At 38.1% G+C, this 15,165-nt stretch carries 16 protein-coding genes; 7 read left to right on the plus strand and 9 right to left on the minus strand.

Translation table 11 applies throughout. The features are described 5' to 3' along the window. Positions 1-237: 237 nt before the first annotated feature. Together bcp and NRL14_RS09420 are read right to left on the minus strand one after the other, a co-directional pair. Positions 238-717, minus strand: coding sequence for a thioredoxin-dependent thiol peroxidase (gene bcp / locus NRL14_RS09415; protein ID WP_033031315.1), 480 nt, complete (start codon positions 715-717; stop codon positions 238-240). 11 nt (positions 718-728) lie between these two features. Beyond that, positions 729-1,262, minus strand: a complete 534-nt coding sequence (locus NRL14_RS09420) for a glycine cleavage system protein R (RefSeq protein ID WP_007375924.1) — start codon at positions 1,260-1,262, stop codon at positions 729-731. Between the two features lie 360 nt (positions 1,263-1,622). Here NRL14_RS09420 and bamC point away from each other — a divergent pair, with 360 nt between their 5' ends. Together bamC and NRL14_RS09430 are read left to right on the plus strand one after the other, a co-directional pair. Further along, positions 1,623-2,681: an outer membrane protein assembly factor BamC gene (gene bamC / locus NRL14_RS09425; RefSeq protein WP_306724515.1), complete on the plus strand. Its 1,059-nt coding sequence runs from the start codon at positions 1,623-1,625 to the stop codon at positions 2,679-2,681. Positions 2,682-2,747: 66 nt separating this feature from the next. Beyond that, a complete protein-coding gene (locus NRL14_RS09430; protein WP_306724516.1) occupies positions 2,748-4,118 on the plus strand; it encodes a YjiH family protein in 1,371 nt (456 codons plus the stop codon). A 36-nt stretch (positions 4,119-4,154) separates the two neighbouring features. Here NRL14_RS09430 and NRL14_RS09435 read toward each other — a convergent pair whose 3' ends face one another. Both NRL14_RS09435 and NRL14_RS09440 read right to left on the minus strand, forming a co-directional pair. Beyond that, positions 4,155-4,301 (minus strand): DUF2897 family protein, encoded by a 147-nt coding sequence (locus NRL14_RS09435; RefSeq protein WP_081824590.1) that lies wholly within the window; start codon positions 4,299-4,301, stop codon positions 4,155-4,157. Positions 4,302-4,395: 94 nt separating this feature from the next. Beyond that, positions 4,396-4,932: an acyloxyacyl hydrolase gene (locus tag NRL14_RS09440; protein ID WP_007375920.1), complete on the minus strand. Its 537-nt coding sequence runs from the start codon at positions 4,930-4,932 to the stop codon at positions 4,396-4,398. 243 nt (positions 4,933-5,175) lie between these two features. Between NRL14_RS09440 and NRL14_RS09445 the strand changes: the two genes are divergently transcribed. Together NRL14_RS09445 and NRL14_RS09450 are read left to right on the plus strand one after the other, a co-directional pair. Then, positions 5,176-5,769 carry a phospholipid-binding protein MlaC gene (locus tag NRL14_RS09445; RefSeq protein WP_007375919.1) on the plus strand — a complete coding sequence of 198 codons (594 nt, stop codon included), beginning with the start codon at positions 5,176-5,178 and terminating at the stop codon, positions 5,767-5,769. 218 nt (positions 5,770-5,987) lie between these two features. Then, positions 5,988-7,325, plus strand: coding sequence for an ankyrin repeat domain-containing protein (locus NRL14_RS09450; RefSeq protein WP_007375918.1), 1,338 nt, complete (start codon positions 5,988-5,990; stop codon positions 7,323-7,325). A gap of 139 nt (positions 7,326-7,464) precedes the next feature. Here the strand turns inward: NRL14_RS09450 and NRL14_RS09455 are convergent, their stop codons facing one another. The 5 genes from NRL14_RS09455 to NRL14_RS09475 are packed head-to-tail and all read right to left on the minus strand — an operon-like array spanning position 7,465 to position 10,984. Beyond that, positions 7,465-7,908, minus strand: coding sequence for a DUF2069 domain-containing protein (locus NRL14_RS09455; protein ID WP_007375917.1), 444 nt, complete (start codon positions 7,906-7,908; stop codon positions 7,465-7,467). Continuing rightward, a complete protein-coding gene (gene wrbA, locus NRL14_RS09460) occupies positions 7,905-8,459 on the minus strand; it encodes an NAD(P)H:quinone oxidoreductase (RefSeq protein WP_007375916.1) in 555 nt (184 codons plus the stop codon). The genes NRL14_RS09455 and wrbA overlap by 4 nt, the downstream gene beginning before the upstream one ends. Further along, positions 8,459-8,806 carry an arsenate reductase (glutaredoxin) gene (gene arsC / locus NRL14_RS09465; protein WP_096792819.1) on the minus strand — a complete coding sequence of 116 codons (348 nt, stop codon included), beginning with the start codon at positions 8,804-8,806 and terminating at the stop codon, positions 8,459-8,461. The genes wrbA and arsC overlap by 1 nt, the downstream gene beginning before the upstream one ends. A 53-nt stretch (positions 8,807-8,859) precedes the next feature. Then, a complete protein-coding gene (locus tag NRL14_RS09470; RefSeq protein ID WP_306724517.1) occupies positions 8,860-10,317 on the minus strand; it encodes a M48 family metalloprotease in 1,458 nt (485 codons plus the stop codon). Between the two features lies 1 nt (position 10,318). Continuing rightward, positions 10,319-10,984, minus strand: coding sequence for a hypothetical protein (locus tag NRL14_RS09475; RefSeq protein ID WP_007375913.1), 666 nt, complete (start codon positions 10,982-10,984; stop codon positions 10,319-10,321). Between the two features lie 147 nt (positions 10,985-11,131). Between NRL14_RS09475 and NRL14_RS09480 the strand changes: the two genes are divergently transcribed. The 3 genes from NRL14_RS09480 (at position 11,132) to NRL14_RS09490 (ending at position 14,806) form a co-directional block, all read left to right on the plus strand. Continuing rightward, positions 11,132-11,350: a hypothetical protein gene (locus NRL14_RS09480; protein WP_008135566.1), complete on the plus strand. Its 219-nt coding sequence runs from the start codon at positions 11,132-11,134 to the stop codon at positions 11,348-11,350. Then, on the plus strand, positions 11,343-12,413 hold the full coding sequence (locus NRL14_RS09485; protein ID WP_008135569.1) for an AI-2E family transporter: 1,071 nt from the start codon (positions 11,343-11,345) through the stop codon (positions 12,411-12,413). The genes NRL14_RS09480 and NRL14_RS09485 overlap by 8 nt, the downstream gene beginning before the upstream one ends. Positions 12,414-12,550: 137 nt before the next feature. Next, a complete protein-coding gene (locus NRL14_RS09490) occupies positions 12,551-14,806 on the plus strand; it encodes an aminotransferase class V-fold PLP-dependent enzyme (RefSeq protein WP_306724518.1) in 2,256 nt (751 codons plus the stop codon). Positions 14,807-15,165 lie beyond the last annotated feature (359 nt).

Genomic DNA, 15,165 nt, shown 5'->3' on the forward strand with positions numbered 1-15,165 from the left:
TGTTTTGGTCAACACAACTGTATCGAAAAACTCGAGGAACTTTCTATATGATTATCAAATCTTGACTTCATACATCAAAATTATTGACTACCTATTTATCCCTCGGTCGTGCTTTTACTTAACCAAAATTCTTAATAACTAGCATAAAAAAAGCGTTGCCCTTGAGCAACGCTTTTCTGTATTTTTCTAATAGCTGGTAGTTAACTTACTCAGCCGCTAGCTTATCCTGCTGCGAGATTACTCTGCTGCAAGATAATCCAACACTACTTGATGATGATCTTTTGTTTTAAACTTATCAAATAGGTGTTTTATTTTACCGTCTTGGCCTACTAAAAACGTTAGGCGGTGAATACCATCGTACTCTTTACCCATAAACTTTTTGTAGCCCCATACACCAAACGCTTCAGCAATGGCGTGGTCTTCATCGGCTAATAGGTCAAAATTAAGCTCTTTTTTAGTTTCAAAGTTTTTAAGGCGCTTAATTGGATCTGGGCTAATACCTACAACGCGGGTGTTAAATTTAGCAAGCTCTGCTTGTTGGTCACGTAAGTTCTCGGCTTGAACCGTACAACCCGGTGTAGAGGCTTTAGGGTAAAAGTACACAAGCACTTGTTGCTCTTTTAACAGCTTGCTTAATGTTACTGTTTCGTCGTTTTGGTTTTGTAGGCTAAAAGCGGGTGCTGTATCGCCAGCTTGTAATGGACTAATTGTGTTCATGTTTAGCATCCTTAACGAATTCGTTTAAAAATATAATCTACGTTTAGCGTGTGAGAAAGGCTCTCAAAACTAATTTTAAATTGATCTATATCTACATCAACCGGTATGTTGAATTCAAGTTCACAACGCATTTTAATGTCGTCCTCTTGAGAGTAGGTATCTGATTTTAGTGAGCAAATGCTAATGTTGCTGTCGGCAAAAAAGCGCGTTACTTTACTTAGTGTCCCCGGTGTGTCGATCCCTGTGTATTCGAGGGTATAACCGGCACAAAATTCACTGGGTGTATGACTGGCGGTGCGCTTCATCATGGTAAGCAGGCCAAGTTCCATGGCTTTAGTAGGGAGTACGTGTTCAATACGGCTAATAGCTGACATGTCGCCATTGAGTAACATTATAAAGGTAAATTCGCAGCCTAAAATAGCGATACGGCTATCTATAATATTACAGTGGCAGTCGCTAACTAATTGTGTAAGTTCGCTCACAATACCCGGCCTATCTTCGCCAATAGCAGTTAACACAATTTGATGATTTGAAAATGCAGTCATGGGTTAAAATACCTAAGTTACTTGGATTATAACAACGCAATGGGCAACGCAACTAAATACACTTGAGAAGTTGCACGGCGGCGAAGTTTAACACAAAACACTCTATAAACTACAATGCGGGCTAATTAAGCGCTTTTAAAGTGCGGTGTTTCTTGTTTTTACTGGCACAGGAAAGTACCATAGCTAAAATTTGCTTATTTGCACTTAGATTTTTTCTAAGTTGAAGTGCTGAACTTTATTGCAATTAGGCAGCCAAATAATAAATGTAAAGTTAATATTGATTTTACACTGAACCAAATCGGCATAACCCACTCATATACTTGTTAAAACAATTAAAGGGTATGCTAAGGAGAAATATCTGTGCAGTATTGGATCCCAAAAGCACTTGCTGTAAGTGTATTGGTAAGTTTATCAGGGTGTAGTGTATTTACTAACGATGCACATAATGAGCGTAATTACCGCACGCATGAGCCAGTTAAAGCGCCAGCGTCTCTATCGCAACCAGCCCAAGATCCCGTTTATAAAATGGATATAGGTCAATACGATAATAACCCTGTGGCTACAAACTATCGTCCACCTGCTCAGGTTCTTACGGTAGCTAAGGGCAGCTGGGTTGAAGAAACAGATAAACTGGCTCGTGTTTATTTTGATAAAAATGATGGCATTGACGATTTAGATGAATTTGTTTGGGATTCAATTAAAGCCGTTTTAGCTGACAATAACGTAAGTGCAACCAAAGAAGATAAACTGTTAGGTGTTATTGAAACTGATTGGTATTCAATTATTAAAACAGAAGAAAGCTGGCTTTGGGGCAGTGACGAGAATGCTGATTTAGAAAAATTCAAGTTTACTATTGAAGAAAAATCACATCAGCGAACTGCGTCTTTGCGTGTTGATTTAATTGATTTTAAAGGTGATAACGCATTAACAGATTTACTTAAGCAGCAATTAGAAGTGCGCGCGCTTAACCAAGTAGTGAGTGAGTTTGATTACCGTTACCGTCAGTTAGAAGTCGATTTACGTAAACGCCAAGGTATTATTTCACTTGAAATGGGCTTTGATAATAAAGGCAATGCGGCACTGGTTACTGAGCAATCTTACGATGCAGTATTTGACCGTTTCTCTGGCTTTTTAGAGCGTTTGTCATTCACTATTGTTGAAATTAACCAAGATACAGGTTTAATCACAGCTGATTATAAAAAACCAGAGAGCAGCGTTTGGGATTCTATTTGGGGCGACGAAGTTACTCAATTACCTATTGATGAAGGGCAATACCAAATTTTAGTGAGTAAAACTAAAGAAGGTGGTACAAGCTTAACGTGGATGGATGATAAAGGCGAAACGCTTGAACCAGGTACTATGAACGGTTTACAACAAGCATTAGAAGCGGCACTCATTCAGCGCGGCATTAAAATTTAAATAAGAATAAATTTTTACTACAAAAAGAGCGCTAAGCTCTTTTTGTAGTTTTTATAGGTTAAAAATATGTCTCAATTACCTCATCGTTCGCATTATACGTGGCGCACATGGTTTACTTTTTTAGTACCGTCGTTAGTTGGTGTATTTTTATTTATGACGCCCATAACTAACTCCCAAGGGATGACTATTCCTATTGCTGTTATGGCAAAGGCTGTTCAAACAATGATGCTAGGATCGGCTCAAGCAATTATCACATTAATTATTTGTATTACTGGAGTTATTTCTGTAATCACTAAAGCTTTTAAACCGGCAGCTATACGTAATTCACCTTTGCTAAAGCATTTATTCGATGTGAGCTGGACTTGGCTGGTGGTGCGTTTATTTGGTATGGCGTTTGGTTTAATGACATACTTAAGCCTAGGTAGCGAGATGATTACCTCGGCCAATACTGGCGCGCTGGTATTAAATGACTTATTGCCAGTGTTGTTTTCGGTATTTATTTTAGCGGGCTTATTACTACCGCTATTAATTAACTTTGGTCTACTAGAGCTTGCTGGTACGTTAATGACCAAAGTAATGCGCCCTGTATTTGGCGTACCGGGTAGAAGCGCGGTTGACTGTACTGCATCGTGGTTAGGTGATGGTAGTGTAGGTATTTTGATGACGGCAAAGCAGTTCGATCAAAAACACTATACACAACGCGAAGCGGCTATTATTGGTACTACTTTTTCAGCAGTTTCAATCACCTTTAGTTTAGTGGTGCTTGGGCAAGTTAAACTTGAGTACTTATTTGCACCGTTTTACGCAACGGTATGTTTAGCGGGTATTGTTGCCGCTATTATTGTGCCGCGATTACCGCCACTACGCTTTAAAAAAGATTTACTGATTGATGGCACTAAGCCAGATAGAGACGGTGAAACAATCCCAGGTTATAAAACCTTATTTGGTCATTCGTTAGATGTTGCACTTGCGAAAGCAGACAACTCAACTGGTGTTAAAGGTACAATAAAAGAGGGCGTACATAACGCGCTTGATATGGTGTTTGGTGTATTGCCTGTGATTATGGCTGTGGGTACTTTTGCGTTAATTATTGCTGAATACACGCCAATTTTTCAATATTTGGGGATGCCATTTATTCCGTTTTTAGAATTACTGCAAGTACCAGAGGCTGAAGCAGCTGCACAAACTATTATGGTTGGTTTTGCTGATATGTTTATTCCGTCAATATTGGCAGCCGGTACTATTGAGAGCGATGTAACGCGTTTTATTATTGCGGCTATGAGTGTTACTCAACTTATTTATATGTCTGAAGTTGGTGCGTTGCTGTTAGGCAGCAAAATACCGGTTAATATATTTGAATTGTTTGTGATATTTATTTTGAGGACGTTAATTACTCTACCAATTATTGCTTTTATGGCGCATTGGTTAGTTGGTTAAATAGAACGATTTAATGAATTAAAAAGCCCTGATTAATCAGGGCTTTTTTGTATCTGTTGTATTTTTTATATTGGCGTTGGGCTTTTTAAACTCCTGTTTTGCAGAGAGTCTAATCAGCGCAATATTACCAATGATAATGGTAAAAACAACGGCGACAATAATTACAATATGCCAAGTTTGCATCGCAGTATCACTTAATATTTAGTACGTTTAAGTGTGACCGTTTCACGCTATAACATCAATAAAATAACTAAAAAATACAACTAATAAATTGCTTTTAAAAACGCCTAGCGATCGAAAGCGTTAAAAAATTAAGGCCTGGATTTGGCTCTTTAAATCCTGCGTTTGAATAGTGAATAACTCTAAGTGCCACGTTGGTTTTTCCAAGGTCGGCAACAAGGCCAATACGGTCTTCAAACTGGTAGTGGGTGCTGATGTTTTTACCTGCAAATTGAGTTTCATCAATCAATGACACACCAATACCAGCTTCAACGTAAAATGGTGTGTTATTGAAACTAAACGCCGGAAACTGTAATACAGGCGACATGGCTAAAACTATGTTCGATTGTGTTTCATCGCCGTGCCGATATTCCCACATATTTACACTTGTCTCAAAATAAAATCGCGCATCACCAATGAGGCTTTGCATACTAGGCGCATGGTATTGGTAGGCTATTTTTACGCCATTGACATTACCTTCGCCTTTAAGAAAGTCTACAGCGTAACCGTGATCCGATTGGGCAAAAGCAAGTTTGCCAAAAAACGAAATTACTAATAAAAAAGAGATAAAAAATATTTTAAGTGACGTTTTCATAGATACCAATTCTGTTTAATTCAAAGTGATATCCAAATGATAAGGGCGAGCAGTTAACAAATTCAATGAGGACAAAATGCCGGTTGTTTATGAGGTGTTAATATAAAATAGTAACTACTTGAATTATATTTAGTTATTTTATTGGTGCTGTTTAGGCACTAATAAGTTGCTTATTTGCTTCTTTTTTATTGCGTATAGTTCGCGTAAATTACAATCATCTTAATCACACAGACAAAACTTATTATGAAACTAATTAAACTATTACTACTAGGCACTGCATTTTTAAGCAGTTCTCTTTTTGCACAAGAACAGCAATCCCCAGATCGACTTTTAGAATCAGTTGCTAATACGTTATTCGCCGATATAGGTAAAGTAAATGCAAAAGGGAATGCAAGTAAAGAAGCAATGTCTGAGATTGTTGAAAAACGTTTAATGCCACATATTGATGTTAAGTTTGTCTCGTTTAAATTATTAGGTAAGCATATTAAAGGGATTGAGCGCGAGCAAGCAGTTCAATTTATAGATGCAGTAGAGCATTATTTAACGGGTACTTATGCTGGTGCATTGATGAAATACACGGGTCAAAAGGTTGTATTTGAACGTAATAATGCAATAAGCGATTCTGAGTATGCAACGGTTAATACACAAATTATAGAGCCTAATGCACCAACAATAGATTTAAGCTTTAAGCTTCGATTAGGTAAAAATAATGAGTGGAAAGTATACGATATTGTTGCTGAGGGTATTTCGTTATTAAGCGCTAAGCAAAAAGAGATTATCCAACGTATTTCAGATGTAGGTTTAGAGCAAGTTACTAAAGAGTTAAAAAATAAATAACGATTTTGTCTGGCTCTGATTAAGCCCAACTCCAACCTCAAAAACAGCCAAGTACTTATGTACTTGGTTGTTTTTATAATTTCATTTATTCATCGACTTTGCTCTAGCGTGGCGATCAAGGTGTGGTAGAATATCAGTTCTTTGATTAAGCGTGGTGTCAGCTAAAAACTGTTATAACTGACCACTTACCCGAGCTACACTGGAGTTGTGTTGTTTTAATGGAAAATGTACTGATTTGGCCAAAGGAATACCCGTTACTGATTAAAGGACTTGTAGAACAAAACGGTGCCTTTATTTTAGATGCGTTAGAAGCTTGGCCTGCTTGTCGTTCTACTAATGAAGATGATGGTGTTTGCACCACTGTTTTGCCGCCTATTTATTATTTGGCGTGGCTAACTCCACTTGAACCTTTTGAAGAGTGCTTTTTTCAACATATTTCTGAATATGATGAAGATGCGCAAGCGTATATTAGTGCAGTTAAAAGCCACTACTACGATAATGAATATACCCCTGAAAGTTTAGTGCTAATGCTTTGCGAGCGATTAGAGCAGTACGCAAGTATTGCCACGCAAAATGATATTAGTACGCCTCTGTCGTTACTCGGTTTGTTTTTTAGTAAGCGTTATTTTACGTTAATTGAACATGCCTTAAATAATGGCAGTAAACTCTCTGCTGTTGACACGCTATCACTCTGGAAAGAAGTTGATTTTAGAGAGCGCTTAAGTGCATTTATTCCAGAGTCTATTGCTGATTTAGATGTGCTTTGTGAACTTGCTAGCGAAAAAGTGGCAACGGGTAAAGACTATTTTACGTTGCTTACGCAGGTATCTCCTGACGTTGATTCTGTTGTTCTTTTAGAGAAAGCTTTATTAACTCACTTGCGTAAAAAAACAGCCAAACAAACCATGGCTATGCGCTTTATTGAACAAGGTGCTACCGGTGTTCTTGCCGATGAAAATAATAAAACAGCATTTATGTGGGCAGCTGAAAAAGGCTTTGTAAATGTTGTGGAAACATTACTTTCAAAGCAAGATAAAAAAGCGGCTGACAATTTAGGGAATACAGCATTACATTATGCTGTACTTGCTAAAAATGAATCATTAATGGTGTTGTTACTTAAAAGTGGCTACGACTTTAGAGCGCGTAACAACGAAGGGTTAAGCTGCTACCGTTTGGCCGTTAATATTAAGGCTAATAACTTAGTTAAATGCTTAGAACGTGACTTTGGAATTAAAGAGTTGTCGCCTGAAGGTCAATTTGATCGTATTAAAAAGGTGCATGCTTTACATGCTATTGTGACGTTGTTTTTACCGTTACAATTGTTTTTCTTTTTTGATGAAACAATTACTATAAAAAGCGAACTAACGCTTACGTTAACCATGATTGCAGTGGTGTGTTTTTTCTTTGCAACCACTCTAAAGCGTTGTGCTTTATATCCTCATATAAAACACCCTTGGGGTTTGTTTATACTTAGGGTATTTTCTTTGGTTAGTTTAGTTGCTCAGCTGGGTTTAGCTGGTATTGTGACCCTCACAGCTTTGAGTGATTTGGTTTAGCTAATGCCAACCTATAAAATATTTGAATAAATTGACCCTATATAAGCAGGTTTTTGTAAGTGTAAAAACAGTCAAATTATTTATAAAAAAACCGTGTTTAATTAACTTTAAACACGGTTTTTTTTGCTTATGGTTTACGCTATTTATTGTGCTCGTTTGCCGCTTTTTCTTCTGCAAGTTCTTCTTTAAGTTTACGGATTTTTAAACCAAGTTCTTGACCGCGATGCCGTGCATAATATGTACAACCAATAAACATGGCGGATGCAAATACAAGCTCCAATAATACCCATATCAGTTCAGCTGGCGCTGCCCAGAGCATGGTAAGCCCGTGAATAAAATACAGCATTACAATAAAGTTAGCCCACGCATAGGTGTAAGTGTTGTCTTTAATAATGCCTCTTAGTGGCAGCAGTAACGGAATGATGGGCAAAAATAAAGATACTAAGCTCGCATTACCGTTTAGAGGGGGTACAAAATACATCCACAATGGAATTAGAACAAGCAAACCTACATAGCCAAATAGTGCGGCACGTTGAAATTTTATCGTAATTGGCTTTTTAGCTGGGTTGTCAGCTGTATTCATTTAAGTTTTCTCGCAATGTGAGTAAGGCGTTTACCAACGCTTTGGCATATTTTAATTTCGTCTTTGCTTAGCTGTGCACTGTTAGCGCTGCCAGCGACGTGTGTTGCACCGTATGGTGTTCCACCGGTTTGTGTTGCAAGTAGTTCGGGCACATCGTATGGCACGCCCAACAGCATCATGCCGTGGTGTAATAATGGCAGAGATAAGTTAAGTAAGGTTGCTTCATTTCCACCATGCATACTACTTGATGACGAAAATACACACGCTGGCTTATCGATTAGTTGGCCTTTTAGCCACAAGTCGCTGGTGGTTTCCCAAAAGCTTTTTGCTTGAGAGGCCATCATGCCAAATCGCGTTGGCGTGCCAAATGCAAGGCCATCGCAATTAATTAAATCATCTTTGGTTATTACGATATCGTGTGCGTTTTTAGCTACAAACGTGCGAAGCAGTGCAGTTGCGCCTTGTTGCTCTACTGACTCCGCTATTTCATGTGCCATAGCTTCAACTGAACCGTGGCTAGAGTGATAAAGTACCACTATGGTTGTGCTCATTATAAAACGCTTAATACGTTTTCGGGTGGACGACCAATAGCAGCTTTACCGTTGTTAACAACAATAGGGCGCTCAATCAGTTTAGGGTTTTTTACCATGGCATCAATAAGTGCATTTTCGCGCGTTTCATCTTTTAAGTTAAGCGCTTTGTAGTCATCTTCTTTGGTACGCATTAGTTCACGTGCCGATGAAAAACCAAGTTGGCTTACAAGGGTTGAAATTTGCTCGTGAGTCAGTGGTGTTTTTAGGTATTCGACAATAGTTGGCTCTACAGATTTACTTTGTAATAAGGCAAGTGTTTCGCGTGATTTAGAGCAGCGCGAATTATGGTAAAGAGTAACAGACATAAAATGTATCCAAATATTAAGTTTCGCCTATTTTAGGGTAAGCGCTTGCAGACTTAAAGCCTTGCAAGCTCTTTTTGTAAACGACGATATTGGGTAAGCAAGGCTTTTAATCGTTGCTGCTTTACAAGTTCTGTTGATTCTACGAAGTTAAGTGCTTTTTGGATTTCGTCAGCGGCTTTTAAATAAGCACCATATTGCGATAATACATCAGCATTAGCCTCGTGGTAGGCTGCTAGTTTATCTTGTTTTTTATAAGTGTCGGCAAGCAATTGTTTACCTAGGCTATGATCTGGCTTTTCAAGTAAAAAACTCTTAAGTATGTTCTCTGCTAATTCATATTGTTTAGCTTCCAGTGCCGAATTAGCATAATTAAGGGTAATTACTTGGTTATTAGGGCGGTAATTGTTTAACTCGGCTAAAAATTTAACCGCTTCATCGGCTTTTTCTTGCGCGATGAGTAAGTCGGTCTTTGTATCTATGTAAAATAGGTTTTTAGGATCACTTTGTAACAGTTCATCTAATATAGGTTGTGCTTCGTCAAGTTTTTTCTGATCGAGCAAACTTATAGCTAGGCCATATTTTAATGCTGTATTATCGTAATTTTTTTCACGTATTAATTTTCTAAACAGTGCTTCAGCGTTTTCAGGCTTATTGTCGTAGCGAGCTAGTACTCTGCTTTTTGCTAAGTTAAAATTAAGACTAGGTGTTAGGTAACGCACCGGAAATTGCTCAGCACGCAAGCGCACATCAGATACTCGACTTTCAGGTAATGGGTGAGTTAATAAAAATGCAGGTGGCTTATATTTGTAACGAATTTGCGCGGCTAGCTTGGTTAAAAATTCACTTGATGCACGGGCATCAAAGCCTGCATTGTTTAGTGTTTGCATGCCTATACGATCAGCTTCTTGCTCGGCTGAGCGGCTATGGGTTAGCTGGCTAAAAGCTGATTGTGTTTGGCTCGCTGAAATAATAGCAATACCTGCATCAGGTGCAACAACCGTTGCCAATATACCGGCAATCATACCAGCAATGGTCAAGGCACTGTTATCTTGTTGCTGCTGTATTCTACGTGCTAAGTGGCGCTGTGTTACGTGAGCAATTTCGTGCCCGAGTACCGAGGCAAACTGGCTCTCGTTATCGGCTTGAGCAATTAAGCCTGTGTGTACGCCAACGTGTCCGCCATAAAATGCAAACGCATTAATTTCAGGGTTGTTTATCCAAAAAAATGAAAATGGAAAGCGTACGTCATTAGCATTTGCTACAAGTTTGCGGCCAATCGTAGTTAGGTACTCATCAAGTACAGGATCGTTAATTACTGGCGATGAGCCTCTTATTTGCATCATCATTACTTCGCCAATCGCTTGTTCTTTTTCGAGTGGAAGTGCTTGTAATGCTGACGTTCCTAAATCAGGAAGTGTAAAGTTGGTTTGCGCCTTTAAAGGCTCACCTACTAATAGGCCAAATGTAAGTGCGGCACTGCATAAAGTCATAAAGGCTGATTTTAGCTGCATTTTATTCCTTGTTTATTGGTTCACCAATAGCAATTTTGGCAATGTCTATTTCGTCACTACTTGCACGGCTGTCTTTTTCGCACAATTGGTATAGTTCTTTTATTGTGACTCCATCAAGCTTTACAACGTTCAATTCGCGCTGCAAAAAAGTAATAATTTTATGAACTACTTTGTGTGCATGTAATATAAGTGCTTTATCAGCTTTGTCGCCACTTTCAAAATAAAAGCCAACAAATTTATGTAATTGGTTTATTCTGATCAGGCTTTTCATTGAAATAGGATCCCATACTTTAAATTCAACAAAGCGGTTTCCTTTTATATACTGATCTATGACTACGTCTTTTGCATAAGGTTGCGCCCAAAGTTCAAAACCGCGGTCGGTAAACACTTGATGAAGTGCTATTCGAGGCTTATTTTTGGTATGGATTTCACCTAAGTTATCTTCATAGCCCTCTAATAAGTCTAAATTCCAGTTGCGTTTATTAATAAGCTGTTTAACAGCGTTGTCAAAACCATGCTCTAATATCCCCTCAGATTCGCTGACTGAGGAAGCAACTAAATGATAAAAAGGAGGTAATTCCCCCCAATTTATTTGCTTTTTAAACCAATTAATCTCTTTGAGTGTTGGATTACTTGGTAGTTGCGCTTTATTATGCGTGCCAGGCATTAACTTATCCTTATTACTAACTATGGTATACAGGATAAACCATTGCAGGGGTTGTTTTAAGAAAAAGTTACATTTGTTCACGTGTTATAAAAATAAGACCGTGATTATGTGACTTATTATTCATTTTAATAAATTGGTAAAGCGAGTATGTTACAACAAGATTTGCGAATTTATAGGTGTCCTCAACAGTTTATTCAGTTTAAATTGGGCTTGCGTAAAGCATTATCATTACAACAAAGTATCACTTTTAGTTTAAATAACGATGAAAACGTTGATGATATAGAACGATTTTTGAAAAAATATGCTTATAGTTACAATTTAAATAAACAACAAGGGTTGTTATTAGTGGAGCCATTACGTGTTTGAATATGTAAAAACATGGTACGAAAGAAAGTTTTCGGATCCTCATTCGGTTACCTTATTATTTTTATTATTGGCATCAGTTGCCTTACTTTATTTTTTTGGCTCCTTAATAGTGCCAGTGCTGGTTGCTCTTGTAATCGCTTATTTACTTGACTGGCCTGTACTTCATTTAGAGCGCTTTGGTTTAAAGCGTTTTACAGCAACGGTCATTGTGATGTTGGTATTTACCGGCATTATGTTGACGCTTATTTTAGTTATAGGTCCGGTACTTTGGCAACAAACAAGTAATTTAGTACAAGAAACCCCACACATGGTAGAGCAGGGGAAGTCTTACTTGTTGGCTTTACCCGAACAATACCCTAGTTTGATTAATACTGAGCAAGTACAAGCAATTGTTGCAACAGTAGAGGCTAAAGTTATTGAGTTTGGCCAAGTGGTGTTGTCGTTTTCGCTTACTTCTTTAAAAGATGTGGTTGCTTGGTTAATTTATTTGGTACTTGTACCTTTACTTGTATTTTTTATGCTTAAAGATAAGTTAGAGCTTACAGGAAGCGTAGCTAAACTCATTCCCCAACAACGACGCTTAATTTTGCAAGTATGGAACGAAATGAATCAGCAAATCATGAATTATATTCGCGGTAAAGTGTTTGAAATTTTGATTGTTGGTGGTGTGTCGTTTATTGCATTTACCGTTTTAGATTTACGTTATGCGGCGTTACTAGGTGTGTTAGTTGGTTTTTCTGTGTTAATTCCGTTTGTGGGTGCTGCTCTTGTGACTATACCCGTAGCGGCCGTGGCGCTATTTCAATTTGGCCTAGAAACGCAGTTTTGGACTATTTTAATTATTTACGGAATTATTCAGGCGCTTGATGGAAACGTACTTGTGCCACTGTTATTTTCTGAGGCGGTTGATTTGAATCCGGTGTTTATAATTGTCGCAGTATTATTTTTTGGTGGCTTATGGGGATTTTGGGGAGTGTTTTTTGCCATCCCATTGGCTTCATTAGTAAAAGCGCTAATAACAGCCTGGTCGTCAACCCATGAAGAGTTAAGTAACCAGAGTTAAGGTTAGGTAAACAGACTTTTAGTTTAAAAAAGAATAGTAAACGCACCTCTAGTGCTAATTGGTTATTACTCATTACCTGTAAAGTTATGTACTATTGGTAATAAGATATATTTTTTAGTAATAAGGTGCGTTTTTTAATGTCAGATTTTTTATTGCACGATGAGCCAGTAAAACAAGTTTACCTTGATGCAAACGCAACCACACCTGTGTTGCCTTGTATTGCTGATGTTGTTTCTCATACTATGCAAATTTGTTTTGGTAATCCTTCAAGTCCCCATATTACAGGCATTCAAGCCAAGCATTTATTAGAACAAACACGTCAAAAAGCACGCACTGTTATCGGCGCAAGTAATGGCGATATTTTATTTACGTCTGGCGCGACAGAAGGCATTCAAACAGCAGTAGTTTCTACGCTTATTAATGCTAAAAAATACCCAGTTAAAAACCCAGTATTATTATATGGCGCAACTGAGCATAAAGCGGTGCCAAATACACTTAAACATTGGAATAGCGTACTTGACATTAACGCTGAAGTGCTTGCTATTCCAGTGGATAGTAACGGTATTTTAGACTTAGATTTTATTGCAGAGCATATTAATAATGCATTGATGATTTGCACCATGGCCGTTAATAACGAGACCGGTGTATATCAAGATTTACCCGCTATTGAGCAGGTAATTCGTAGCCGCAATAAAAATGTATCGTGGATGGTGGATTGCGTGCAAGCGCTTGGTAAACAGGCACTCGCGCTGAGTGACACAACAATAGATTACGCCCCTTTTTCGGGGCATAAGCTTTATGCGCCCAAGGGTATTGGCTTTTTATATATTCGTAGTGACAGTGCGTATACACCTTTTATAGCGGGTGGCGGTCAAGAGAGTGGAATGCGTTCAGGCACCGAAAATCTACCCGGTATTGCAGGGCTAAATAAGCTATTTAGTCTGTTGCTCGATAAATCAGGCAGCACATTTAAATCAGTTGATGTACTTAATTCCTATCGCAGTCAATTACAAAGTGCAATTGTAGATACCTTTGGCAATATTACATTTAATCACGACTTTGCTTATAGCGTGCCCACTACACTTAATTTTGCTGTTAACGATTTAACAAGCAAAGAGGTGATTGATTTATTTGATGCGGCGGGCATACGCGTAAGTGGAGGCTCGGCTTGTAGTACGGGGGCATCAACAAGTTTTGTTTTAGATGCAATGGGTGCAAGCAAGTGGCAAAGCGAAAACGCAATTAGACTTTCGTTTGGACCTGCGGCAACACAGCAAGATATTGATAATGCTTGTGGTCGTATTCGCGCTCTAAGAACAATATTACAAGCAAACTGTTTAATCGTGTCTGACAGTACGACACCACAGCAAGAAGTGTGCGCACTGGGCCTTACTCAATTTAGGCACCAAGGTGCATGTAGTTGGCTTTATGTGAGCGATGATAAACATGCAGTTATAATAGACCCGATTATTGAGCTTATTCCGCGTTTTGAAAAAATAGCCAATACACAAGATCTAACTATTTCAGCGGTGCTTAATACTCATCTTCATCAAGAGCGAGAGTCAGCGACTAATTTGTTAACCAGCGTTCTTGCATCAAGAGTTGTAAAAGGTGAGGTTGATTCGCTAGGTTGGCCCGTAGGCGCAGCAAATATTAGCTTAGCAAATGACGCACTTGAAAAAGTTGCTACACCTGGGCATAGCAAAGATAGCGTAAGTTATTTATTAAAAAACAGTAGTGGCGAAACGCGTTATTGTTTTTGTGGTGATTTAATTCTGCCTGCAGGACTCGGCAATACTTCCCTTATGGGTGGGGATGCAAAAGCTATGGCTCGCTCTATTTTAGTAATAAGCGAGCAACTAAATAACATTAGTATTATTTGCTCAGGGCACGACTACCAACAATGTTTTGCTATGAACTGGGCCGTTCAGCAAAGCCAAACGCCATTACTCAATGTGTTAGTGAGCGGCAGTATTTCAGTTGATGAATTTGTAATTGAAAAGCAGCAGTACGATGCTTCAAAACAAGTGAATAACACACAACTGTGCGGTTATGTAAATGCGCTACCTGAAGTAGATACACTGCAATTAAATTTTGATGACGCTAAAATAATGTTAAACACCAGCGATGTATATTTAATTGATACACGCGAGCCATACGAACACGGCGCAAATAATGTTGCCCAGTTATTTAATATACTCGATGAAAAAACATTAAATATACCGCTTAGCAGAATGGCGAATGCGGTATTTGAAGGACAGTTGAACAAAAATAACAAATACATTTTATTATGCCGCAGTGGTAACCGCTCAAAAATTGCTGCGAGTAATTTAATGCAGCTGGGTTATAAAGCTGTTTATAATTTAAATGGTGGGTTAGCGCTTAGCAATTAAACAAAGATTGTAATTTATACAAAATCGGCTTTAGGGCCGATTTTTTGTTTTTAAGGTCGATTTGATCGCAAGGCAAACAAGTACAGTAATTAGTGAATAACTATATAAAGTAATTATTGTGCTTATGAAAATTCATCAATATTTCATTTTAATCAATTAAGCTATGGCAGGTGCCTTTAAAATTACAGGTAAATTAATTTATAAAATCTTTATGATACCGGTGTCAAAAGCTAAAAATTGCGTTATCATCTGCATCTAAAATTATAAAAACAGCACTTTTTTTGCATTTTTAGTTATACTATCGGCGTTTTATTTTAGTGTGAATAAGCAATTTTTATCGTTTTTATTTTATAAAAAGC

Source organism: Pseudoalteromonas sp. 20-92, assembly GCF_030847595.1.
Taxonomy (GTDB): Bacteria; Pseudomonadota; Gammaproteobacteria; order Enterobacterales; family Alteromonadaceae; genus Pseudoalteromonas; species Pseudoalteromonas fuliginea.